22 protein-coding genes are annotated in these 21,818 nt (G+C 72.2%); 2 read left to right on the top strand and 20 right to left on the bottom strand.

From position 1 onward, the window contains the following. The first annotated feature begins 99 nt into the window (after nt 1–99). Nucleotides 100–711 (top strand): HutD family protein, encoded by a 612-nt coding sequence (locus PSEJ31_RS0109655; RefSeq protein WP_028915335.1) that lies wholly within the window; start codon nt 100–102, stop codon nt 709–711. On the opposite strand, the gene PSEJ31_RS0109650 is transcribed toward PSEJ31_RS0109655, so the two are convergent. The 17 genes from PSEJ31_RS0109650 to PSEJ31_RS0109565 all read right to left on the bottom strand — a co-directional run bounded on the left by PSEJ31_RS0109650 (nt 705) and on the right by PSEJ31_RS0109565 (nt 19,331). Further along, nucleotides 705–2,324 (bottom strand): sulfite reductase flavoprotein subunit alpha, encoded by a 1,620-nt coding sequence (locus PSEJ31_RS0109650; protein ID WP_051403710.1) that lies wholly within the window; start codon nt 2,322–2,324, stop codon nt 705–707. The two genes, PSEJ31_RS0109655 and PSEJ31_RS0109650, sit on opposite strands and share 7 nt — an antisense overlap. Continuing rightward, nucleotides 2,321–3,304 (bottom strand): FAD:protein FMN transferase, encoded by a 984-nt coding sequence (locus PSEJ31_RS0109645; RefSeq protein WP_028915333.1) that lies wholly within the window; start codon nt 3,302–3,304, stop codon nt 2,321–2,323. Before PSEJ31_RS0109645 ends, PSEJ31_RS0109650 begins: the two co-directional genes overlap by 4 nt. A 10-nt stretch (nt 3,305–3,314) precedes the next feature. Further along, nucleotides 3,315–4,178, bottom strand: a complete 864-nt coding sequence (locus tag PSEJ31_RS0109640) for a DUF4198 domain-containing protein (RefSeq protein ID WP_019398133.1) — start codon at nt 4,176–4,178, stop codon at nt 3,315–3,317. Between the two features lie 17 nt (nt 4,179–4,195). Next, nucleotides 4,196–4,708 (bottom strand): DUF2271 domain-containing protein, encoded by a 513-nt coding sequence (locus PSEJ31_RS0109635; protein WP_019398132.1) that lies wholly within the window; start codon nt 4,706–4,708, stop codon nt 4,196–4,198. 13 nt (nt 4,709–4,721) lie between these two features. Then, nucleotides 4,722–5,339: a PepSY-associated TM helix domain-containing protein gene (locus PSEJ31_RS0109630; protein ID WP_232211010.1), complete on the bottom strand. Its 618-nt coding sequence runs from the start codon at nt 5,337–5,339 to the stop codon at nt 4,722–4,724. Nucleotides 5,340–5,470: 131 nt separating this feature from the next. Then, nucleotides 5,471–7,939, bottom strand: a complete 2,469-nt coding sequence (locus PSEJ31_RS0109625) for a TonB-dependent receptor (RefSeq protein ID WP_037034941.1) — start codon at nt 7,937–7,939, stop codon at nt 5,471–5,473. A 121-nt stretch (nt 7,940–8,060) separates the two neighbouring features. Next, on the bottom strand, nt 8,061–8,414 hold the full coding sequence (locus tag PSEJ31_RS0109620; RefSeq protein WP_028915331.1) for a hypothetical protein: 354 nt from the start codon (nt 8,412–8,414) through the stop codon (nt 8,061–8,063). 167 nt (nt 8,415–8,581) lie between these two features. Further along, nucleotides 8,582–9,259, bottom strand: coding sequence for a Fe2+-dependent dioxygenase (locus PSEJ31_RS0109615; protein WP_019397574.1), 678 nt, complete (start codon nt 9,257–9,259; stop codon nt 8,582–8,584). 3 nt (nt 9,260–9,262) lie between these two features. After that, on the bottom strand, nt 9,263–10,003 hold the full coding sequence (locus PSEJ31_RS0109610; RefSeq protein ID WP_037034940.1) for a tetratricopeptide repeat protein: 741 nt from the start codon (nt 10,001–10,003) through the stop codon (nt 9,263–9,265). Between the two features lie 39 nt (nt 10,004–10,042). Then, nucleotides 10,043–12,265 carry a TonB-dependent receptor gene (locus PSEJ31_RS0109605; RefSeq protein ID WP_232211012.1) on the bottom strand — a complete coding sequence of 741 codons (2,223 nt, stop codon included), beginning with the start codon at nt 12,263–12,265 and terminating at the stop codon, nt 10,043–10,045. A gap of 692 nt (nt 12,266–12,957) precedes the next feature. Next, a complete protein-coding gene (locus PSEJ31_RS0109595; RefSeq protein WP_028915328.1) occupies nt 12,958–13,287 on the bottom strand; it encodes a non-heme iron oxygenase ferredoxin subunit in 330 nt (109 codons plus the stop codon). Beyond that, nucleotides 13,284–13,826: a GNAT family N-acetyltransferase gene (locus PSEJ31_RS0109590; RefSeq protein WP_019397569.1), complete on the bottom strand. Its 543-nt coding sequence runs from the start codon at nt 13,824–13,826 to the stop codon at nt 13,284–13,286. Before PSEJ31_RS0109590 ends, PSEJ31_RS0109595 begins: the two co-directional genes overlap by 4 nt. A gap of 94 nt (nt 13,827–13,920) precedes the next feature. Then, the gene (locus PSEJ31_RS0109585) at nt 13,921–15,186 is read right to left on the bottom strand and encodes a cysteine desulfurase (RefSeq protein ID WP_028915327.1); all 1,266 of its coding nucleotides are present in this window, start codon (nt 15,184–15,186) and stop codon (nt 13,921–13,923) included. Beyond that, complete coding sequence (gene sufD / locus PSEJ31_RS0109580) at nt 15,183–16,490, bottom strand: Fe-S cluster assembly protein SufD (RefSeq protein WP_028915326.1); 1,308 nt, start codon at nt 16,488–16,490, stop codon at nt 15,183–15,185. The genes PSEJ31_RS0109585 and sufD overlap by 4 nt, the downstream gene beginning before the upstream one ends. Then, on the bottom strand, nt 16,490–17,254 hold the full coding sequence (gene sufC, locus PSEJ31_RS0109575) for a Fe-S cluster assembly ATPase SufC (protein WP_019397566.1): 765 nt from the start codon (nt 17,252–17,254) through the stop codon (nt 16,490–16,492). Before sufC ends, sufD begins: the two co-directional genes overlap by 1 nt. Before the next feature lie 125 nt (nt 17,255–17,379). Next, complete coding sequence (gene sufB, locus PSEJ31_RS0109570) at nt 17,380–18,855, bottom strand: Fe-S cluster assembly protein SufB (RefSeq protein WP_019397565.1); 1,476 nt, start codon at nt 18,853–18,855, stop codon at nt 17,380–17,382. 17 nt (nt 18,856–18,872) lie between these two features. Then, the gene (locus PSEJ31_RS0109565) at nt 18,873–19,331 is read right to left on the bottom strand and encodes an SUF system Fe-S cluster assembly regulator (RefSeq protein ID WP_028915325.1); all 459 of its coding nucleotides are present in this window, start codon (nt 19,329–19,331) and stop codon (nt 18,873–18,875) included. 341 nt (nt 19,332–19,672) lie between these two features. Here PSEJ31_RS0109565 and PSEJ31_RS0109560 point away from each other — a divergent pair, with 341 nt between their 5' ends. Continuing rightward, nucleotides 19,673–20,140 (top strand): SET domain-containing protein-lysine N-methyltransferase, encoded by a 468-nt coding sequence (locus PSEJ31_RS0109560; protein ID WP_019397563.1) that lies wholly within the window; start codon nt 19,673–19,675, stop codon nt 20,138–20,140. 7 nt (nt 20,141–20,147) lie between these two features. On the opposite strand, the gene PSEJ31_RS0109555 is transcribed toward PSEJ31_RS0109560, so the two are convergent. From PSEJ31_RS0109555 to PSEJ31_RS0109545, 3 genes are all read right to left on the bottom strand, one after another. Then, complete coding sequence (locus PSEJ31_RS0109555) at nt 20,148–20,720, bottom strand: DUF1439 domain-containing protein (RefSeq protein ID WP_028915324.1); 573 nt, start codon at nt 20,718–20,720, stop codon at nt 20,148–20,150. Between the two features lie 82 nt (nt 20,721–20,802). Continuing rightward, nucleotides 20,803–21,108, bottom strand: coding sequence for a DUF3861 family protein (locus PSEJ31_RS0109550; RefSeq protein WP_028915323.1), 306 nt, complete (start codon nt 21,106–21,108; stop codon nt 20,803–20,805). A 90-nt stretch (nt 21,109–21,198) separates the two neighbouring features. Beyond that, on the bottom strand, nt 21,199–21,771 hold the full coding sequence (locus PSEJ31_RS0109545) for a M23 family metallopeptidase (RefSeq protein WP_028915322.1): 573 nt from the start codon (nt 21,769–21,771) through the stop codon (nt 21,199–21,201). Nucleotides 21,772–21,818: the final 47 nt, after the last annotated feature.

Raw genomic sequence — 21,818 nt, 5'->3', positions numbered from 1 at the left:
GGCCGGGCGGCATCTTTTCGCTTGCCTTGTCCGGTGGGGAAGCACCGCCGGGCTGCGATCCGCTGCCATGCGCAGCCGGTGCTGCGGCACAATCGGCGCATGCCCGATTTCGGTCCCGCCAGGCACCTGCCGGCCCACGAGTACGTCCGCGAGCGCTGGCACAACGGCGCCGGCTGGACCCGCCGCATCCTGCGCCTGCCGGCGGAGGGCAACTGGGACCTGAGCCTGTCGATTGCCGATATCGAGGAGGCAGCGGCGTATTCGTCCCTGCCGGGCGTGGAGCGCGAGCAGGTGCTGCTGTCCGGCGACGGGCTGCGCCTGGAATTCGCCGATGGCGGGCAGGCGACCCTGCTGCCGCCGCACCAGCGGTTGCGCTTTGCCGGCGACCGGGCCGTCACCGGGATCCCGCTGGATGGCCCACCCGTGCGCGCCTTCAACGCGATGTGGCGCCCGGACGTGCTGGAGGTGGACCTGCTGCACCGGCCGCTGGTGGGCGGCATGTTCTGCTTCTGCGATGCCGCCACCGCCTGGGCCGTGTACCTGCTGGGCGGGCGGGCGCGGGTGGGCGCGGACGGCGTGGAGTTCGACCTGGAAACCGGCGACAGCGCCTGGCTGGCCGCGCCCGCGCGGCAGCGCTTCCTGCTGGACGGGGCTGGCGAGGCCTTGCTGCTGCGCGTGCGCCGGGCCGGGGCCGCGGCGGCGGCTCAGTAGACGTCGCGGCGGTAGCGTCCCTGCTCGCGCAGGGCGTCGCGCCGTTCCGCGCCCAGGATCGTGGCCAGGGCCGTGTCCACGGCGGGGGCCATGGTGCCGGCACTGCCGCAGACCAGGATGGTCGCGCCCGCGTCCACCCAGGCGGCCAGTTCGGCGGCTGCGGCGCGCAGGCGGTCCTGCACATAGGCGCGGTCGCCCTCGCGGGAGAAGGCCAGGTCCATCCGTTCCAGCCAGCCCGCCTCCTGCCAGCGGCGCAGCTCGTCGCCGAAGAACAGGTCGCAGGCCGCGTTGCGTTCGCCGAACAGCAGCCAGTTGCGGCGCGCGCCGGCGGCGATGCGCGCGGCCAGGTGCGCACGCAGGCCGGCGATGCCGGTGCCATTGCCGACCAGCACCAGCGGGCGGTCCGCGGCCGGCGGGTGGAAGCCGGGGTTGCTGCGCAAGCGCAGGTCCACGGTCCCGCCCACGGGGACGTGGCGGCACAGCCAGCCGCTGCCCAGGCCGGGCGTCCCGTCCTGGCGGTACATCTCGCGCACCAGCAGCTGCAGCCGGCCCTCGGCCGGGATCGAGGCGATCGAGTATTCGCGGTGCGGGAGGCGCTGCAGGCGCGCGGCCAGGGCCTGCGGGGCCAGCCCGCGCACGCCGTCCGGATCGGGCAGCACGCTGCGCGCAAGCAGGCCGGCAAGCGGCTGCGGACCATCGCCGGCGTCCACCTGCGCGGTGCCATCCAGGCCCGTGGCCGCCAGCCACGCGGCAACCTGCTGTGGCGGATGGCCGGGGCCGATCTCGGCGATGTCGCCGGGCTGCCAGGCCGGCAGCGCGCCGGAGGCCGGCTGCAGCGACAGCGCATGCACCGGGCCGCCCTGGCTGCCGGGGTTGAGCAGCTGGCGCGCGGCCAGGCGCCACGGGTGGTAGGCCGGTGCGCTCCAGTCCGCGGCCGCGGCATCGCCGCCGATGCGCGCCACCTCGTACTGCCAGCGGCGCAGCGCGGCCTCGTCGGCGTTGTCCACCTCCACCCGGTCGAACAGCGGGCGCGCGCCGCGGTCGCGCAGCCACGCGTCCAGCTGGCGGCCGAAGCCGCAGAACGCGGCGTAGTTGCGGTCGCCCAGGGCCAGCAGCGCGTATTCCAGGTGGGCCAGGTCGCGGTCGTCCATCCGCCGCAGGAAACCCAGGGCATGGTCGGGCGGATCGCCCTCGCCGGTGGTGCTGGCCACGAACAGGGCACGGCGGGTCGCGGCCAGTCGCGTGGCGTCGACCTGGTCCAGGGGCAGCACCACCACTTCGCGACCGCCCGCGCGCAGCATCGCGGCGCTGCGCTCGGCCAGCGCGGAGGCAAAACCCGTCTGGCTGGCCCAGGCCACCAGCACCGCATCGCCGCCGGTGGAGGCCGCGCTCGCCGGCGCCGCGGACCTGCCGTTGCGCAGGCAAAGCGCGGTGGCCAGCAGCCAGGCGGCGGCGATGGCGGCCGCCAGCCAGCGGCGGTGCGCGGACGGCGCGGCCGGCCACCAGTCGTCGCCATGCAGCGGCAGCAGCAGGCACGCGCCGAGCAGCAACAGGGCCAGCAGCGCCAGCTGGCCGAACAGCGCGGTGCGGCTGGAGCCGGAGGCGGGATTCATGCGGCCAGGTGGCGGCGGAATGCCGGGGTCATCGTTTCCACCGGGCCGGTGGGGGTGCGGCTGACGAAGCGCGCGGCCAGGCCATGCTCCCCGGCGAAGTGCAGTCCGGCCTCGGCGCCCATCACGGTCAGCGCGGTGGCCCAGGCATCGGCGTACATGGCGTCGGCGGCCACCACGGTGACCGCGGCCGCGGCCTGGTGCACCGGCGCGCCGCTGCGCGGGTCGAAGGTGTGGGAATAGCGCTGGCCGGCGTGCTCGAAGTGGTGCCAGCGATCGCCGGAGGTGGCCACTGCCGCGTCCTCCAGCGCCAGCACCCGCGGCGGCAGCTGCGCCACCGGGGTCTCCAGGTCGGGTTCGGCTTCCACCAGCACCTGCCAGGCGTTGCCGTCGGGCTTGCGGCCGTAGGCGCGGATCTCGCCGCCGACTTCCACCAGGGCCGCGGCCACGCCGCCGGCACGCAGGCGCTCGGCCGCCAGGTCGGCACCGAAGCCCTTGGCGATGGCGGAGAAGTCCAGGGCCAGGCCGCCAGGCTGCAGCAGCTCGCGGCCGCCGGCGCGGCGTTGCAGCCGCTGCCAGCCGGTGCGCGCACGGGTTTCGGCCAGCAGCTGCGGCGGTGGCACCCGCGGCGGCCGCCCGCCGGCGCCGAAGCCCCACAGTTCCACCAGCGGGGCGACGGTGGGATCGAACGCGCCGCCGCTGGCCCGGGCCACGTCCAGGGCCGCCTCCAGCACCCGGGCGAAGGCTTCCGGCAGCGCCTGCCAGCTGCCGGCCGCGGCGCGGCGGTAGCGGCTGATGTCCGAATCCGCTTCCCAGGTGCTCATCTGCGCCACCACCTCGTCCAGCGCGCCCTGCACGATGGCGTGCAGGGCGTGCAGGTCGGTGGAGGCGCGCACGGCCACGCGCGCGCTCCAGGACGTGCCCATGGTCTGCCCGCCGAGGCTGGCCAGGCCCGCGGCGGCAGCCGGCTGCGTGGTGCCCATGGACCGGCGCTTACTGCGGCAGGACTTCCAGGGTCGCCACGTACACCAGGCGGCGCTTGCTGGCCTTCGGCACGCGGGTGTTGCCGTCCTCGGTCGACGCTTCCAGCCAGTAGCGGCCCGGCTGCGGGAAGGTGATGGCGATGCTGCCGTCCTGGCCGCTGGTCGCGCGGATCTCTTCCTGGGCGTTGCGGTAGCGGGTGTCGCCGCGCACCACCTCGACCTCCAGGCCGGCGGCCGGCTTGCCGTCGACGTGCAGGACGAACTTCGCCTCCTCGCCGGCGAACAGGTCGTTCGGATGGGTCACCGGCACCAGCTCCAGGCCCTCGCCCAGCGGCCTGATGTCGGTGGTGCGGCCGTTGGTGACGAAGGTCTCCACCCGGCCGAGGGTCTCGGTGACCTGCACGTTCTGCGCGTCGGCCGGGATCTTCGCCGCCAGCTCCTCGGGCCTGGCGTTGCGCAGGAAGCCGCCGCGCGGCGCGCCCGGGCCGGTCACCGGCTTGCCCTCGGCCCTGGCCTTCGCCTTGGCCGCCAGGCTCTCGGCGGTATCCCAGCTGGCCGACACGCCGCGGTTGACGTTGGCGATGCGGTACGTGCCTTCCTGCTGCAGGTGCAGGTCGAAGGTGCTGCGGTACTTGCCGGTGCTGGCGTTCTGCAGCGGCACCTGGCTGCCGTCCGGGGCGGTGGCGACCACGTTGTCCAGGCGCATCGGCACGTGGTCGGGGAAGAACAGCTGGTTGGAGACGGCGGCGTCGAAGGTCACCCACACGTCCTGGCCGGCGACCGTGGCCTGCGAGGGCACGAGCCACTGCTTGTGCGCGGCGGCGGAGAAGGGCAACGCCAGCGCCAGGGCGAGGACGAACGCATGTTTCTTCATCGTTGGGCTCCTTGGATTCACTTGATCGCCAGGCTGACCGCGCCGAGCTCGCTGCTGCCCTGGGCCTTGCCGGACTGGGCGCCGCGGGCCGGCCAGGTAAAGGGGATCTTCAGCAGCTCGCGGCCGCCGACTTCGCGCACCGCCTCCACCACCAGGGTGTATTCGCCGGCGGACAGCTTCTTCAGCTGCGGCGCGTTGGCGTCGACCCTGATCGTGTGCCTGCCGACCGGGCGGGTCGGGCCGGTGACGCCGTCCACCGGCAGGTCGAGGTTGCGCCCCGACTTGCGCCACCACTGGCGCAGGTCCGGCAGCCACTTGGTGCCGTGGCCCTCGGCGGTGTCCTTCAGCTGGTACCACACGGCCAGATCGGCCGCGGCCTTGCCGTCGGCGCCCTCGATCCACACCGCCACGTAGGGGCGGTGGTACTCGGCCACGTTGAGCTTGGGAATCTCCACCGAGACTTCCAGCTCCGCGGCGTAGGCCGGCAGGGTCAGCAGCCCGGTCACCGCGAACAGCAGCTTGGCGCGCATCGGTCGTACCTCGTCAATGGATGAAGATCAGGATCAGCAGCAGCGGCACCACCAGGCCCAGGCCGACCAGCGGCCAGGTCATGCGCCGCTGCCGCGCATGCAGGTGCAGCAGGAACAGGCCGGTGACGCAGAACACCAGGCAGGCGATGGCGAACACGTCGATGAACCAGCCCCAGGCCGGCCCGGCGTTGCGGCCCTTGTGCAGGTCGTTGAGGAACGAGACCAGGCCGCGCTCGGTGCGCTCGAACTCGACCTCGCCGGTGGTGCGGTCGATGCTCAGCCAGGCATCGGCACCGGGCGAGGGCATGGACAGGTAGGCCTCGTCCTGCGACCACTCCGCCGGCCGCCGCCCCGCGCCGACCGACAGTTCCTCGGCCAGCCACGCGGCCACCGCCGGAGGCAGCGGCGCGTTGCCTTCTTCCGGCGCGTCTGCCAGCGCCTGCAGCAGCGGTTCCGGCAGGCGTGCGCTGCGGTTGTCGACCTGCGGCGCGGCCTCGATGCGCGCGGCGTGGTTGAGGGTGATGCCGGTGGCGGTGAACAGCAGCATGCCCACCAGGCACACCGCCGAGCTGATCCAGTGCCACTGGTGCAGCGTGCGCAACCAGAAGCCGCGCCTGCGCTGGGCGGTCACGGGGTCGTTGCGGGTCGGAGTTGCGGGCACGTCTGCAGGGGGTCGGGGAAGGCAGGGGAGTATAGCGGTCGAGAACGATTCTCATCGGTTAACGCTCGCGGGGCCGGATGGTTGACCCAGGCCCCGCCCGCTCAGAACTGCACGTTGAGGCTCATCCAGACGCTGCGGGCCTTGTCCTTGTTGTTGTAGTCGTCCAGGTACAGCACCTCGTTGGTGCCGTCCTCGTACACGCCGTCGCCATCGAGGTCGCGGAACTCGGTGGCGTAGGTGGTGAAGTCGCGGTCCAGCAGGTTGTTGATGCGGGCATTGAGCGTCACCGCCTCGCTGATCCGCCATGCGCCGCCCAGGTGCAGCACGGTGTAGTCGCGGTAGTACAGCGGCTCCTGGGTGATGGCGTGGAGGCCGCGGTAGCGCTTGCCGCGCGATTCGGCCGCCAGGAACAGGCTGAGCGCATCGCTGACCTGCCAGTCGAAGGTGGCGTTGGCCATGTGCCTGGCGCTCTCGCCCAGCGGCAGCCCGGCCTGGGCGCCGCTGCGCTGTTCGCTGTCGGTCCAGGTGTAGTTGCCGCGCAGGGCGAAGGCCTCGCCGACCTGCCAGCGGCCGGCCAGCTCGGCGCCCTGGATCACCACCTTGTCGATGTTCACCGTGCGGGTGCTGTTGGCGTAGCCCAGGCCGGCGTATTCGCCGGTGTCCGAGCAGGCCAGGGCCAGGCCGTTGCCGCAGGGCTGCGAGGAGATCTTGTCGTCGAAGGTGTTGCGGAAGACGGTGGCGTTGAAGTCGTGGCCGTCCGGGTGCTGCCAGTAGGCGGCCAGCTCGTAGCTGGTGCTGGTTTCCGGCTGCAGCGCCGGGTTGCCGAACATCGGCGAGGTGCCCTGGCCGCCGAAGCCGACCACGCCGTCGTACAGCTGGGTGGTCTTGGGCGTCTTGAAGCCGGTGCTGGCCCCGCCCTTCAGCGTCCAGGCCGGGCTCACCGTGTACACCGCGTACAGGCGCGGGCTGACGTGGCTGCCGAACACCTCGTGGTCGTCGTAGCGGATGCCACCGGTCAGCGAAAGCCGCTCGACCGGCTTCCAGGTGTCCTCGGCGAACAGTGAGTGCATGTTGTGTTCCTGCCTGCCGCCCGGGCGTCCGGCCTCCATGCCGAAAACGCCGTCGGTCAGCTCGCCGCGCACGACCTGGGTGCCGACCACGGCCACGTGTTCGCCAGCGGCCTGGAACGGGATGTCGAGCCTGGCGTCGAGGGTGTACTGGCTGCTTTCCAGGGTGCGCGGCGGGCGCGGCAGGTAGGCCAGCAGCTGCCGGTACTGCTCCGGCGAAAGGTTGGCCTGCATGATCGCCAGCTTCTGCGCTTCGGACTGGTTGTTCCAGGCATTGGCGTTGCGGAAGCCGATCGCCGCACCCGGGGCGCAGTAGCCGCCGGCGCCGACGCTGCCGCCCAGGTTGGTGCAGGCGGCGTTCCACAGCTGCTGCAGCTGCCGGCGCTCGGCCACGGTGAAGGGCAGGGTGCGGCCCCTGTTGTCGGTCTCCACGTAGGCCAGCGAGACCAGGCTGTTGCCGAAGGACCAGCTGCCCTCGTGGGTCAGGGCCCAGCTGTCGCGGGTGAATTCCTGGGTCGGGGCGTATCCGGCGCGCGGTTCGATGCGGCCGTTGTTGCCGATGCGCAGCATCGCCCCGTGGTTGTCCACGGTGCCGACAGGGTATTCCTCCACGCCCTCGTCGTTGGTGCGGATGGCGTTGTCGTATTCCTGGCGCGAGGTGTCCACGTCCAGGGTGAGGCCCTGGCTGTCGGTCGGGGCCCAGGCCAGGCTGATGCCGCCGGCCTTGTTGGTGTTGTCCACCGTCTTGCCGCCGCCGCCGAAGCCGAGGGCGCGGCTGTGGCGCTCGCCGGACGGATCGGTCACGTCGCCGTAAACCGGGTTGGAGGCGTCGCGCCTGTACCAGCTCCCGCGCACGGACAGGTCCAGTTTGCCGGGCAGCAGCGGGCCGGTGAGGTGGAAGTCGGCGGTGGAGTCGTCGCCGTAGGCGTGGTCGGTCTCGAAGGTGCGGCCCAGGGTCAGCGAGCCAGCCCAGGTGTCCAGGCCCTTGCGGGTGATGATGTTGATCACCCCGCCCATGGCGTCGGCGCCGTAGAGGGTCGACATCGGGCCGCGGATCACCTCGATCCGCTCGATCGCGTCCAGCGGCGGGATGTGGTTGAACTGGTTGCCGCCAAAGTTGTTGGGGTAGATGTCGCCGTGGTTGTTCTGGCGGCGGCCGTTGATGAGGACCAGGGTGTAGTCCGGGCCCATGCCGCGCATGGAGATCGTGCCCTGGCCGGTCTTGTCGCGGGTCTCGCCGATATCCACGCCTTCCAGGTCGCGGACCGCGTCCAGCAGGGTGATGTAGGGGCGGCGGGCCAGGTCCTCGCGGGTGATGACGCTGATGCTGGCCGGAGCGTCGACGATCTTCTGCTCGAAGCCGGTGGCGGTCACCACGACGGCGTCGAGGTCCTTGGCCGCCGGCGCGGGGGCCGGATCGGCCAGCGCCGCGGGAGCGGCCAGGATCGCGGCCATGGCCAGGGGCAGGGTGGCGGGACGGGACGGGAGCAGTCGTTTCGGCATAAGGGTGGTCTGGTATGTGCCTGGGTGGGCGCATGCCTGGGCGCGGCCGGGACGGCCCGGTGGCGCGTGGGTCTGCAGGAAATGGGGGAGGCGGCCGCCCGGGACGGGTGGCGCCGGGGCATCAGGCCGTGGGCGGGGCCTGGCCGGGGTGCAGGGCCAGCGCGGGATCCGGGTGCGCGGGTCCGGCCGTGCGGGCGGCGGCGGGGCAGGGGCCGGCGGTGCGCGCACGCGCGACGGCCAGGCCTGGCCACGGCAGGGCGGCAGCGTCGCCGGAGACGGTTTGCGCGGAGCCGGTCGGGCGCGGCTTCCTGGCCGGGGCGCGGCGGTGCTCGCCCCGGGTGTCCGGGACGTCCGGGGCGGCATCGACAGCGTGTACCGAAGGGGCGTGGTGCGGGGGAAGGCTGGCGTTGCCCGGGCGGAGAAGGAGGCCGGTGGCCAGCACCAGCATGGCCAGCAGCGCGGTCAGCACCGCCACGGCCGCCGATCCGCTGCGCGGATGCGGCGGAGCCGCCACGGACGGGCGGGCCTGGACGGAGTGCTGGAGCCTGTTCACACATTTCCCCGATGCGCGGCCCTGAGCCGACCGTGGCATCTTAAACGGGAATGGTTCTCAAATGCAACGGAAAACGGGTCCCGTCTGGCTCAGGTTTCGGCCCATTGCCGCAGCAGGTTGTGGTACACGCCGGTCAGCTGCAGTACCGCGGCCTGGTCGGCGCCGCTGCGGCGCAGGGCCTGGATCGAGCTGTCCAGCTCGAACAGCAGGCGGCGGCGGCCGTCGTCGCGGACCATGCTCTGGATCCAGAAGAACGAGGCCAGGCGCGCGCCACGGGTCACCGGGTTGACCTGGTGCAGGCTGGTGGACGGGTACAGGATCAGGTCGCCGGCCGGCAGCTTCACCTCGTGCTCGCCATAGGTATCGCTGACCAACAGCTCGCCGCCGTCGTATTCCTCCGGGTCGCTGAGGAACAGGGTGCAGGACACGTCGCTGCGCAGCTGCTCGCCCTGGCCCAGGTCCATCACCGCGCCGTCGACGTGGAAGCCGTAGGTGCCGCCGCCGGCGTAGCGGTTGAAGCGCGGCGGCAGGTACTTGAGCGGCAGCGCGGCGCTGAAGAACAGCGGATGCTTCGCCAGGGCGGTGAGGATGGCCTCGCCCAGCTCGCGTCGCAGCGGCGAGAACTCGGGCAGCTGCTCGTTGCGCTTCACCTGGGCGCCGAGGTGGCCGACGGTCTCGCGGCCGTCGGTCCAGTCGGCCTGTTCCAGCTTGCGCCGGAATCCGGCGACCTGGTCCCTGGTCAGGACTTCGGGGATATGCAGCAGCATGGCTTACTCCGGTGCATGGGCCGCGACCAGTGTGCGGATTTCGGGATGGGGCGAGGTGGCCAGCTCCGGCCGGATGCGTTCCAGGAACGCCGGGCTGCCATGGGCCAGGGCCTGGCGCAGCAGGGCCACCGCGGCGGCGACCTCGCCCTGATGCAGCAGGATCGAGGCCAGGTTGGCCTGGCCGCGGAAATCGCCGGCCTCTGCGGCGCGGCGGTACCAGTCCAGCGCGGCCTGCGGGTCCGCCGGCACCACGCGGCCTTCCTCGAGGTAGCGGGCCACCAGGTTCATCGACTTGGCATGGCCCAGCGCGGCGGCGCGCGCGTACAGGGCGTAGGCGCCGGCTTCGTCGCGGGGCAGGCCGCGGCCGGTGGCCATCAGGTTGGCCAGGTTGTACATGCCCCAGTCCAGGCCCAGCCCGGCCGCGCGCCGGTACCAGACCGCGGCCAGGGCCGGGTTGGCGGGCGTGCCTTCGCCCAGCTCGTGGCAGCGGCCGAGCATGTTCATCGCCAGGGCGTCGCCGTTGTTGGCGGCCACCTGGTACCAGAGCACGGCCGCCTCCGGGTCGCGCGCGGTGCCGCGGCCTTCCACCAGCATCTGCGCCAGCAGGGTCTGCGCCGCCACCGTGCCGGCCCTGGCCAGGCGGGCGACCTCGGCAAAGGCCTGTTCCGGGGCGTCCTTCAGCAGCCCGGCCAGGGCCTGGGCGTCGAAGGCGGGCGGTGTGGCGCTGGCGGGAGGCGTGTCCATCGGACGGGGGGCGGCAAGTGGCCTGCCGCCCCGCGGGCATCAGAACTTCACGTTGAAGGTCAGGGTCGCCGCGCGGCCCGGCGCGATGCTGGCGTAGTGCGAGGCGTAGGCGCGGGTGAAGTACAGCTCGTCGGTCAGGTTCTGCAGGTTCAGCTGCAGGGTGTAGCGCTGGCCGAAGGCATAGCTGGCCATGGCGTCCCAGCGGGTGTAGCCGGGGATCCACTTGCTGTTGGCCACGTCGCCGTACTGCTTGCTGGAGTAGGTGGCGCCGCCGCCGATGGTCAGGCCGGAGGCGAAGCTGTAGGTGGTCCACAGGTTGGCACTGTGCTCGGCCACGTTCGGGAACACGTTGCCGTTGTACGGCGAGGGCACGTAGACCCCGCCGGGACAGGTGCGGCCAGGCACGGCGCAGACGTAGCCGTTCTCCACCAGTTCGGCGTCCATCCAGGTGTAGCCACCGGACACGTTCCAGTTGTCGGTCAGCCTGCCGTTGAAGCCCAGCTCCACGCCGTCGACTTGCTTCTTGCCGGCGTTCTGCGTGGTGCCGTTGGCGACGGTGATGCGCGCGTTGTCCATCACCGTGTGGAACGCGGCCGCGGTAAGCGACAGGCGGTCGTCGAGCAGGTTCCACTTCAGGCCCAGCTCGATGTTCTCGCTTTCCTGGGGCTCGAGGTCCTGGATCGCGGCGCTGAGGCCGTCGGAGCCGTCGCCGCCGTCCATGCCCGGGGGCGTGGACGAAGTGCCCCAGGACAGGTAGATGCTGCCGTTGCGGGTCGGCTTGAACACCACGCCGGCCTGGTAGTTCAGGTAGTCGGATCCGTGCCGCAGCACGGTCGGCGCGGCGTTGGCCGACGGGGTGACCTGCACGGTCCGGAAGTCGTCGTAGCGCAGGCCCAGGTTGAGCAGCCAGGACGGCGAAAGCTCGATGGTGTCGAACAGGTAGAGCGAGGTAGTCTCGGTGTCCTGGCGCACGTCCAGCGCGCGGTTGCTGCGGGTCACCGTCTGCCCGGCCGACCAGGGGTCGTCCGGGTTGGGATGGCGGAAGTCGGTGCAGTTGTAGCCGGTGGCCGCGCCCGTGGTCGGGCAGCTGGTGTCGCCGGTCAGGAAGTTGTTGGTGCCCGGCGCCAGGATGTAGTTGCCGCGGCGCGTCTTCTCGTCGCTGTACTCGATGCCGGCGCTGTAGCTGTGGACCAGCGCGCCGGTGCGGAAGCTGCCGGTCAGGCTCAGCTGGTCGGCCAGGGTGCGGGTGGTGGTGTCGCGGCTGTTGGTGCGGCGCCACAGGGTGCCGTACAGCAGCGGGTTGCCCTTGCTGTCGTCCGGCTGGGTCCACAGGTAGTCGTTGCGGGTCTCGCCGTAGCGCAGGACCTGGCGCAGCTTGTGCTCGCCCAGGGCGAAGCTGGCGTCGACCGTGGTGATGTCGGCGCGGGTGCGCTGGAAGTCGCGGTCCTTCAGGCCGTAGTAGTTGCTGCGGTCCGGGACCAGCGGGCGGCCGTCGCCGTTGAGCACGGCGTTGGCGCCGGACAGCGGGTTGGAGTACGGGAAGCCGCCGGCGTCGGGCAGGTCGTCGGTTTCCAGGTGGTAGTGCGACAGGATCAGCTGGGCATCGCCGTTGAGGCCGAAGGCGAACGAGGGGGCCACGCCCCAGCGCGAGACGTTGGCCGCGTCGCGGCCGGGGATGTCGGCATCGTGGCGCATCAGGTTCAGGCGCGCGGCGCTGCCTTCGCCGATCTGCACGTTGGCGTCGACCGTGCCGCGGCGGTAGCCGTCGCTGCCCACGCCCAGGCCGATGCTGGTTTCGTCCTTGAGCCTGGGGGTCTTGCTGACCAGGTTGATGCTGCCGCCGCCGGAGTCGCGGCCGCCGTAGGCCGAGCTGGGGCCCTTCACCACCTCGACCTGCTCGAGGTTGAACACCTCGCGGGTCTGCGAGCCCACGTCGCGCAGGCCGTCGATGAAGGTGTTGCTCTGCGCGTCGAAGCCGCGGATGAAGGGGCGGTCGCCGGTCGGGTTGCCGCCTTCGCCGGCGCCGAAGGTGATGCCCGGCACCAGGCGCAGGGCGTCCTGCAGGCTGGTGGCGCCGGTCTGCTCCAGCAGGCCCTGGGGAATGATCGAGACCGACTTGGGCGTGTCCACCAGGTCGGCGGTGAACTTGGACGAGGACGGGTTGAACCAGCTGCCGCGCACGTCGACGCGGTCCAGGTCGGTCGCGGCCGGTTCCGGGTTGGCATCGGCCGGGGTGGCGGCCTGCGCCGGCACGGCGAGCATGGCCAGCGAGGCGCCGGCCAGGACCGAGGCGCCGGGCAGGGCGGAGGTGGAACGTGGGACCGGGTGCTTGCGGGACTTGATGTAGGACACCGATGGATCCTTGGGGACAGGGGGTGGCAGGACGCGCATGGCGGCGGCGGTACGCGGAACGGGGCGGTACGCACCGGCTGGCGGCGGCTGCCGGAATCGGGGAGGGAAGCGGATGGCGCCTGCCGCGGGGCGACCGGCGGTGCGGGCGCGGGCAGTGCAGGCTCAGGCCTGCTGGGGTGGCGCGCCGCCACGCGGTGGCCGGTACCACGGCCGGCTGGCGGCCGGGAACCGGGCCGCGGCCGCCGGTACGGCCCTGGCCGGGGGCGTGGGGGAGGCGGAAGGCTGAGGCAGGGCGGCCGGCTCAGCGCCGGCCGGGTCCGCCACCATGGCAACCGGGAGTGGCGGCAGCAGGCCCGGATCCCCGCCGTGCGCGGGGGCGTGCATGCAGGCGCGCACGAGCAGCGCCAGGGCATGGGCCTGCGCCTGGCCCGCGCTCGCGGCAGCCGCGGCCATGAGGATGGCGGCCAGCACGCCGGCGCGGGCCAGCGTGCGCAGGGGGCGGCAATGGGACTGGATGCGGCGCAAGAGGGCGGGACCGGGAAGGTTGTCCCGCCATCTTAATGAGATTAATTCCCATTCACAAGGTGAATAGGCGCGATTCGTCAGCGGTCGTCGCGGGTCCAGATGCCGGTGGCGTCCAGCTTCACCGGGAACTTGGGGACCGGGGAGTAGGCCGGGGCGCACAGCGCGCGGCCGTCGCGCAGGTCGAAGCGGGCGCCGTGCAGCACGCACTCGATGCTGCCCTCGGCCGGATCCACCGAGCCGGCGGACAGCTCGTAGTCCTCGTGGCTGCAGCGGTCCTCCAGCGCGTACAGCTGGCCGTCGAGGTTGACCACCAGGATCGGGGTATCGGTGACTTCGTCGAACACGGTGCGCATCTCGCCCGGCAGCAGCTCGCCCGGTGCGCAGACGAAGGTCCAGGTCTCGCTCATGCCGCCACCCCGGCGTGCAGCGGCTTCTCCAGCACCTCGAAGCGCAGGTCGTCGCGCAGCGGGATGCCGAAGCGCTCGTCGCCGTAGGGGAAGGGCTTGTGGATGCCGGTGCGGCGGTAGCCGCGGCGCCCGTAGTAGGCGATCAGGCTGTCGCGCACGTCGATCACGGTCATGCGCATCACCGGCAGGTCCCAGTCCTCGCGGGCGATGCGCTCGGCCTCGGCCAGCACCGCCTTGCCCAGGCCGCCGCCCTGCAGCTCCGGGCGCACCGCGAACATGCCGAAGTAGCCGGCGCCGTCCTCCTCGGCCACGTGCGCGCAGGCCAGCAGCGCGCCGCCGCGCTCGGCCAGCAGCACGATGCTGCGCGGGCGGGCGAGGTCGGTGGCGAGGACGTCCGGATCGATGCGCGGGCCGTCCAGCAGGTCGGCCTCGGTGGTCCAGCCTTTGCGGCTGCTCTCGCCGCGGTAGGCGGAGGTGACCAGTTCGACGATGGCGGGGATGTCGGCGTGGGTGGCGTGGCGGAAGGTCAGTGCGTCCATCCGCGCATTCTAGGCCGGGGCGTGCCGGCCGGCAGCCCGCGGGCGGCCGTGCGCGGCGGCCCGGCGGACGGAGCAACGGGCCGGGCGCCGCCGCTCAGGCGAGCAGGCGGCGGGTCTTTTCCAGCGCGGCGACGAAACGGTCGATCTCCTCGTGCGTGTTGTAAAACGCCAGCGAGGCGCGCAGGGTCGCGGCCACGCCGTAGTACTGCAGCAGCGGATGGGCACAGTGCTGGCCCGAGCGCACGGCCACGCCTTCCAGGTCCAGCAGGGTGGCCAGGTCGTGCGCGTGCGCGCCCTCCACGAGGAACGAGATCACCGCGGCCTTGCCCGGCGCGGTGCCGAAGATGCGCAGGCCCGGGATGGCCTGCAGCGCCTCGGTGGCGTGCGCCAGCAGTTCGGCCTCGCGCGCGGCGATCGCGTCCATGCCGATCGCGTCGAGGTAGTCGATGGCCACGCCCAGGCCGACGAAGCCGGCGATGTTGGGGGTGCCGGCCTCGAACTTGTGCGGCGGGTCGTTGAACACCGTGCCGTCGAAGCTGACCTCCTTGATCATCTCGCCGCCGCCGATGAACGGCGGCATCGACTCCAGGTGCTCGCGCCGCGCCCACAGCGCGCCGGTGCCGGTGGGGCCGCACATCTTGTGGCCGGTGACGGCGTAGAAGTCGCAGCCGATGGCGGCCACGTCCAGCTTCAGGTGCGGCGCGGCCTGGGAGCCGTCGACCACGGTGACGATGCCGCGGCGGCGCGCCTCGCGGCAGATCTCGCGCACCGGGTTGACCGTGCCCAGCACGTTGGATACGTGGGCCACGGCCAGCAGCTTCACGTCCGGGGTCATCGCGCGGTGGAGGCCGTCCAGGTCGAGGCTGCCGTCGGGCAGGATCTCGGCGACCTTGATCTTCGCCCCGGTGCGCTGCGCCACCAGCTGCCAGGGGACGATGTTGGCGTGGTGCTCCATGCGCGACACCAGGATGGTGTCGCCTTCCTTCAGCCGCGGCAGCGCCCACGAGTACGCCACCAGGTTGATGGCGAAGGTGGTGCCGCTGCACAGCACGACCTCGTCGGCGCGCACGTTGAGGAAGCGCGCCAGGCGCGCGCGCGAGGCCTCGTACGCCTCGGTGGCCTCGGTGCCAAGGGCGTGCACGGCGCGGCTGACGTTGGCGTTGTGGCGGCGGTAGAACTCGTCCTGCGAGGCAACCACCGGCAGCGGCTTCTGCGAGGTGTTGGCATTGTCCAGGTACACCAGCGGGTGGCCGTGGACCTCGCGCATCAGCAGCGGGAAGTCGGCCCGCACCCGCTCCCAGTCCACCGCGCCGGGGTGGCCGGGCAGGGCAGCGTCGTGCACGGCGGGGATCCCGTTCATGCCGCCACCCCGCCGCCCAGGGCAGTGGCCAGCGCCGCGTCGAGGCGGTCCAGCAGCAGCTGGCGCAGGCCCTCGTCCTCCAGCGCGCCCAGCGGCTCGCGGCAGAAAGCCACGGTCAGCAGGCGCTGCGCCTCGGCCAGCGGTACGCCGCGCGAGCGCAGGTAGAACACCGCGTTGGCGTCGAGCTGGCCGACGGTGGCGCCGTGCGCGGCCTTGACCTCGTCGGCGTCGATCACCAGCACCGGCTGGATGTCGATCTCGGCGTCGGCCGACAGCAGCAGGTTCTTGTTGGACAGGCTGGCGTCGGTGCCGTCGGCGCCGGGGCGGATGTTGATCCCGCCGTGGAACACCACCCGGCTGCGGCCGTCGGCGATGCCGCGCCAGAGCAGGTCGCAGGCGGTGTCGCGGGCGATGTGCTCGATGCCCAGGCGGGTGTCGACATGGCGGCGGCCGCTGCCCAGCAGCACGCCGTTGGCGGTCAGGCGGGCGCCGTCGCCCTCCAGGCGCACGTTGAGTTCGTTGCGGCTGAGCCCGGCGCCCAGCTCCAGGTCGAAGCGGCGGTACTGCGCATCGCGCGCAAGCACCGCGTCGGTGCGGGCGAAGCGGGTGGCCCGGGCGGCGTCGGCCTGGACCCGGACGTGGCGGACCAGCACGCGCTTGCCGGCATGCAGGTGCAGCACGTCGTTGGCCAGGTGGGCGTGGTCGCCGGCGCCGAGCTGGTGCTCGACGATGTCCAGCGCCGCGTCGTCGCGCAAGTCGATGAAGTGGCGCAGGTGCCAGGCGCGGTCGCCGTCCTGCGGCACGCCCACGAACACCAGGTGCAGCGGCGCGGGCAGGCGCACCCCGGCGTCCAGCCGCACCACCGCGCCGTCCTCGGCCAGGGCGGCGTTGGCGCGGGCGAAGACCTCGTCGCGGCGCTCGTAGCGGCGCAGCAGGAAGTTGGCGTCGCGCGGCTGCCCGCGCTCCAGTACCTGCGACAGCGCCTCCACGCTGGCGCCGTCCGGCAGGCCGGACAGGTCGCTGCGGGCGGCGTCGAAGCGTCCGTTGGCGAACACCAGGCGCGGGGCGGGAATACCTTCGACCAGTGCCGGGTCGAACGCCGGCGGGGTGGTATCCGCCGGGGCGAAGCTGCGGCGCTCCAGCGCGCGCAGCGGGGTGTACTTCCAGGCTTCCTCGCGCGGGCCGGGCAGGCCGTCGGCCAGCAGCGCCTCCAGCGCGGCGCGGCGGCCCGGGCCCAGTTCCTGCGCCTCCGGCGCGCGCAGGGCATCGAAGCCCTGGCGGAACGATTCCAGCAGCGCGGCCATTACGCCACCCGTTCCGGGGCGACCCGGTCCTTGAGCCAGGCGTAGCCGTGCTTCTCCAGTTCCAGCGCCAGTTCCGGGCCGCCGGTCTGGACGATGCGGCCGTCGGCCAGCACGTGGACCACGTCCGGCTTGATGTAGTCCAGCAGGCGCTGGTAGTGGGTGATCACCAGGAACGAGCGCTCGGCGGTGCGCAGGGCGTTGACGCCGTCGGCCACGGTCTTGAGCGCGTCGATGTCCAGGCCCGAGTCGGTCTCGTCGAGGATCGCCAGCTTCGGCTCGAGCACGGCCAACTGGAAGATCTCGTTGCGCTTCTTCTCGCCGCCGGAAAAGCCCTCGTTGACGCCGCGGTGCAGCAGTTCGTCCTTCAGGTGCAGCACGGCCAGCTTCTCGCGCACCAGCTTGAGGAACTGCATCGAGTCCAGCTCGTCCTGGCCGCGCACCTTGCGCTGGGCGTTGAGCGCGCTGCGCAGGAAGTAGGTGTTGTTCACGCCCGGGATCTCCACCGGGTACTGGAAGGCGAGGAACAGGCCGGCGGCGGCGCGCTCCTCCGGCTCCAGTTCCAGCAGGGCCTGGCCGTCGAACTCGACCGAGCCGGCGGTGACCTCGTAGCCGTCGCGGCCGGCGAGGATGTTGCCGAGCGTCGACTTGCCGGCGCCGTTGGGGCCCATGATGGCGTGCACCTGGCCCGGCTTCACCTCCAGCGAGAGGCCCTTGAGGATTTCCTTGCCGGCGACGCTGGCGTGGAGGTTTTCGATCTTGAGCATGGGATTGGGGATTCGGGATTGGGGATTCGGTATTCGGGATTGGATCCGGAAGGCGCCGGGGGCCGGAGGAAGGGGACACTCGCGCGGTCCCCGGCTCCCCGGATCGACCCCCGGAAGCGGCGGCCTCAGCCGACGCTGCCTTCGAGCGAGACTTCCAGCAGCTTCTTGGCCTCCACCGCGAACTCCATGGGCAGCTCGCGGAAGACCTGCTTGCAGAAGCCGTCGACGATCAGCGAGACCGCGTCCTCCTCGGAGATGCCGCGGCTGCGGCAGTAGAACAGCTGGTCCTCGCTGATCTTGGAGGTGGTGGCCTCGTGCTCGACCGTGGCGCCGGGATTCCTCACCTCGATGTAGGGGAAGGTGTGGGCACCGCACTGCTTGCCGATCAGCAGGCTGTCGCACTGGGTGTAGTTGCGCGCGCCGTCGGCGTTGCGGTCGACCTTCACCAGGCCGCGGTAGGTGTTCTGGCCGCGGCCGGCGCTGATGCCCTTGGACACGATCTTGGACTTGGTGCGCTTGCCGACGTGGACCATCTTGGTGCCGGTGTCGGCCTGCTGGCGGTGGTGGGTCAGGGCCACGGAGTGGAACTCGCCCACCGAGTCGTCGCCCAGCAGCACGCAGGACGGGTACTTCCAGGTGATGGCCGAGCCGGTCTCCACCTGGGTCCAGGTCACCTTGCTGCGCGCGCCGCGGCATTCGGCGCGCTTGGTCACGAAGTTGTAGATGCCGCCGCGGCCTTCCTCGTCGCCCGGGTACCAGTTCTGCACGGTCGAGTACTTGATCTCCGCGTCGTCCAGCGCGACCAGCTCGACCACCGCCGCGTGCAGCTGGTTTTCGTCGCGCATCGGCGCGGTGCAGCCCTCCAGGTAGGAGACGTAGGCGCCTTCCTCGGCCACGATCAGGGTGCGCTCGAACTGGCCGGTGTGGCCGGCGTTGATCCGGAAGTAGGTGGACAGCTCCATCGGGCAGCGCACGCCCTTCGGGATGAACACGAAGCTGCCGTCGGAGAACACCGCCGAGTTGAGCGCGGCGAAGTAGTTGTCGCCGTGCGGCACCACGCTGCCCAGGTACTTGCGCACCAGGTCCGGATGCTCGCGGATGGCCTCGGACATCGAGCAGAAGATGATGCCCTTCTCGGCCAGCTCCTTGCGGAAGGTGGTGCCCACGGAGACCGAGTCGAACACCGCGTCCACGGCCACGCCGGCCAGCTTGGCGCGCTCGTGCAGCGGCACGCCGAGCTTGTCGTAGGTCTCGATCAGCTCCGGCGGCACCTCGTCCAGCGACTTGTACTTCGGGCCCTTGGGCGCGGAGTAGTAGCTGATGGACTGGAAGTCGATCGGCGCGATCTGCAGCTTGGCCCAGTTGGGCATGGGCATCTGCAGCCAGCGGCGGTAGGCCTCAAGGCGCCATTCGGTCATCCAGTCCGGCTCCTCCTTCTTGGCCGAGAGCTGGCGGATGACGTCCTCGTCCAGGCCCGGGGGCAGGGAATCGGACTCGATCGGGGTGACGAAGCCGGCGTCGTAGCGACGGCCCAGGCGCTCGAGGATCTCGGCGTTCTGCGGCGCGGCTTCGGCGGTGGGGGTCTGCATGTCGGTGGCCATGGGGCTGCCTGGGGAATTCAGCTGGCTACCTGCACGGCGATCTGCCGGCGGGTGGCGGTGGAGGGGGGAGGAAGCGGGCGCAGCATCTGCGCCAGGGTCACGCCGCGCAGGGCATCGGCGACCACGTCGTTGATCAGGCGCCAGTTGGAGCGCACGCCGCACTGGTGGGCGATGCCGCACTGGTTGCTGCCGGCCTGGCTGCACTCGGTCATCGCCAGCGGGCCTTCCATCGCCTCGACGATCTCGATCAGGGTGATGCGGTCGGCGTCGCGGGCGAGGCGGTAGCCGCCGCGAACGCCGCGCAGGCCCTCGACCAGTCCGGCCTGGGCCAGCGGCTTGAGCAGCTTGCTGACGGTGGGTTGTTCCAGGCCGGAGTGCTCGGCCAGCTCGGCTGCACTGAGCACCTCGCCGGGACGGGAGGCCATGACGGTCAGGACGACCGTGGCGTAATCAGTCAGCTTGGTGACACGGAGCATGGCAGAGGGCCGGGTGAAAACGTACCGAAATTGTACGCTTTCGCCCGCCCCGAGGCCAAGCCGGCACGGGTGGAACGCTTCAGCGCGGGTTGTCGGCGCCTGGCGCAGGCCCGGTCCCAGGTAGGGCGGGGGCGGCGCCTTCCCCGGCGGCAGTGCATCGGGGGCCGGCAAGCCGGCCGCGCCGGGGCTGCGGAGGTAGCGGTAGATCGCGCGGCGGTCCTGCCCGTCCATGGCGCGCACGGCGATGTCCGGCATCATCGGACGGGTATGCAGGTGGGCGGGCTTGGGATGCGCGGCGGCATGGGCGAGAATCGCGTTCCAGTCGCCGCCCCGGAACGTCCATGCCCCGCAAGATCGTCGCCCGCAAGTCCCCCATCCACGGCAATGGCGTGTTCGCGGTGGAGCCCATCCGCAAGGGCGAGCGCATCATCGAGTACAAGGGCCTGCGCCGGACCCACGCCGAGGTCGACGCCGACAGCGCCGGCGACGTCGAGAGCGGGCACACCTTCCTGTTCACGCTCAACGACGACTACGTGATCGACGCCAACCACAAAGGCAACGACGCGCGCTGGATCAACCACAGCTGCGACCCGAACTGCGAGGCCGTGGTGGTCGAGCACGAGGGCGACGACCGCAGCAAGGACCGCATCTTCATCGAGGCGATCCGCGACATCCGCCCCGGCGAGGAGCTGACCTACAACTACGGCATCACCCTGGCCGAGCGGCATACGCCGCGGCTGAAGAAGATCTGGGCCTGCCGCTGCGGCTCGCCCAAGTGCACCGGGACCATGCTCCAGCCCAAGCGCTGAGGCGGGGTCACTCCGACGCCGGCAGCGCCGGGTCGCGGTCCAGCAGCACGTAGAGCTGGCCGTCGCGCACGCCGGCCGCTTCCACCTGCACCCCGCCCAGCAGGGCCGCCAGCGGCGGCTCGATGCGGTACACCGGCTCGCTGCGCGCGTAGTCGGCCAGCCAGGCGTTGAGCAGGCCGCGGGTGCCCTCGTCCAGGGCCAGGCCGGCCTGCGCGGGGCGGAAGTCCTCGATCGCTGGCTGCTCCAGGAAGAACGCCTTGCGCGCCGGGTCGTAGCGCAACGCGCTGCTCAGCTGCACCCGGCCGACCGGCGTGGGGGTGCCGCCGGCAGTGGCCGCGGCCAGGTCCAGGCCCAGGCGCATGCGCGTGCCCGGCGGCAGTTCCAGGCGCGGGTTGGACACGGTCAGTTCGAGCAGGCCGCCGAGGGCGCTGTGCCGTTGCGGGAACCGGCCCTGGAGGAAGGCCTGGGCGTCGGCCGCCTGCACGCTGACCTGGCGGCCCTCGAAACGGGGCGCGGCCAGCGCCGGCGGCAAGGCCAGCAGCGCGGCCAGCAGGACGAGAAGAGGGCGGGACAGGCGCATCGCGGATTCCTCGCGGATCGGAAGCACCATCCTGGCGCGGCGCGGTGAACCGGTCGTTAGCAGCGCACCGCCGGCGCGACGCTCAGCTCTCCTCGCGCGGATCCAGTCGCGCCAGCAGGCGCGACAGCGGCGCGGGCAGGCCGTCGAGCAGGCCATCGGCCACCGCCGGGTGGCGGCGGACGATGCCGTCGAGCAGGCGGGCGCCGATCACCAGGGCGGTGCGTTCGTCGGCGCTGAGGCCGGGGAGGCGCTGGTTGGACTCGATCACGCGCATCCAGTCGTCGCAGCAGGGCTGCTCGAACTCGATCGCGCAGCGCCCCTGGCACGGCAGTCCGCCGTTCTCCACCGGGGTCACGGTGATGCGGTAGCGCTGTGGGGATGAAGCCATTGTTGCGGGGTCCTGAAGGGGGTGTGGCCACGATAGGCCTGCCGCCACCCGGGAACGAGGCCCCTGGCCACGATGGACCGTTCCACCGCCTCAGCGCGGCGCTTGCCCCGCGCGCAGCCGCGGCAGCGGGTCGACCGCCCCGCCGCGGCCGTAGATCCCGTAGTGCAGGTGCGGCGGGGTGCCGCGCGCGTTGCCGCTGTCGCCGACGCTGCCCAGCACGGTGCCGGCCTCGACCAGGTCGCCGGGTGCCAGGCCCGGCGCCCAGTCCTCGAGGTGGGCGTAGTAGTGGGATTCGTTGCCGGGCCCGCGCACCCAGACCTGGCGCCCGCCAAGGCCGCGCTCGCGCACCGCGGTGACGATGCCGCGGGTGGTGCTGGCCACCGGCGTGCCGCGCGGGGCGAAGATGTCCGCGCCTTCGTGGCGGCGGCCGGTGCCGCGCGGCGCGCCCCAGGTCGGAGCGATGCTGCCGGCGGCCACGCCCTGCACCGGGACCGGCAGCGCCTGTGGCGCCGGTTCGCGCGCCAGTTCAAGGGCCAGCCGCGCGCGCTGCACCGCCGGGTGCTGCCAGGCCCAGGCCAGCGCCAGGCCCAGCACGGCCAGCCAGAGCAGGGTCCAGGCAAGGCCGGCCAGGCGCCGGGCGCGGGTGGGGCGGTGCGATCCCATGCGCCGAGCATGGCCCGGCGCGCGTGCCCGCAATGGCAAGGCCGGCG

Origin of the sequence: Pseudoxanthomonas sp. J31, assembly GCF_000510725.1 — a bacterium.
In the GTDB taxonomy this organism is placed as follows: Bacteria; Pseudomonadota; Gammaproteobacteria; order Xanthomonadales; family Xanthomonadaceae; genus Pseudoxanthomonas.
This window is presented reverse-complemented; position numbering and strand designations above follow the sequence as displayed.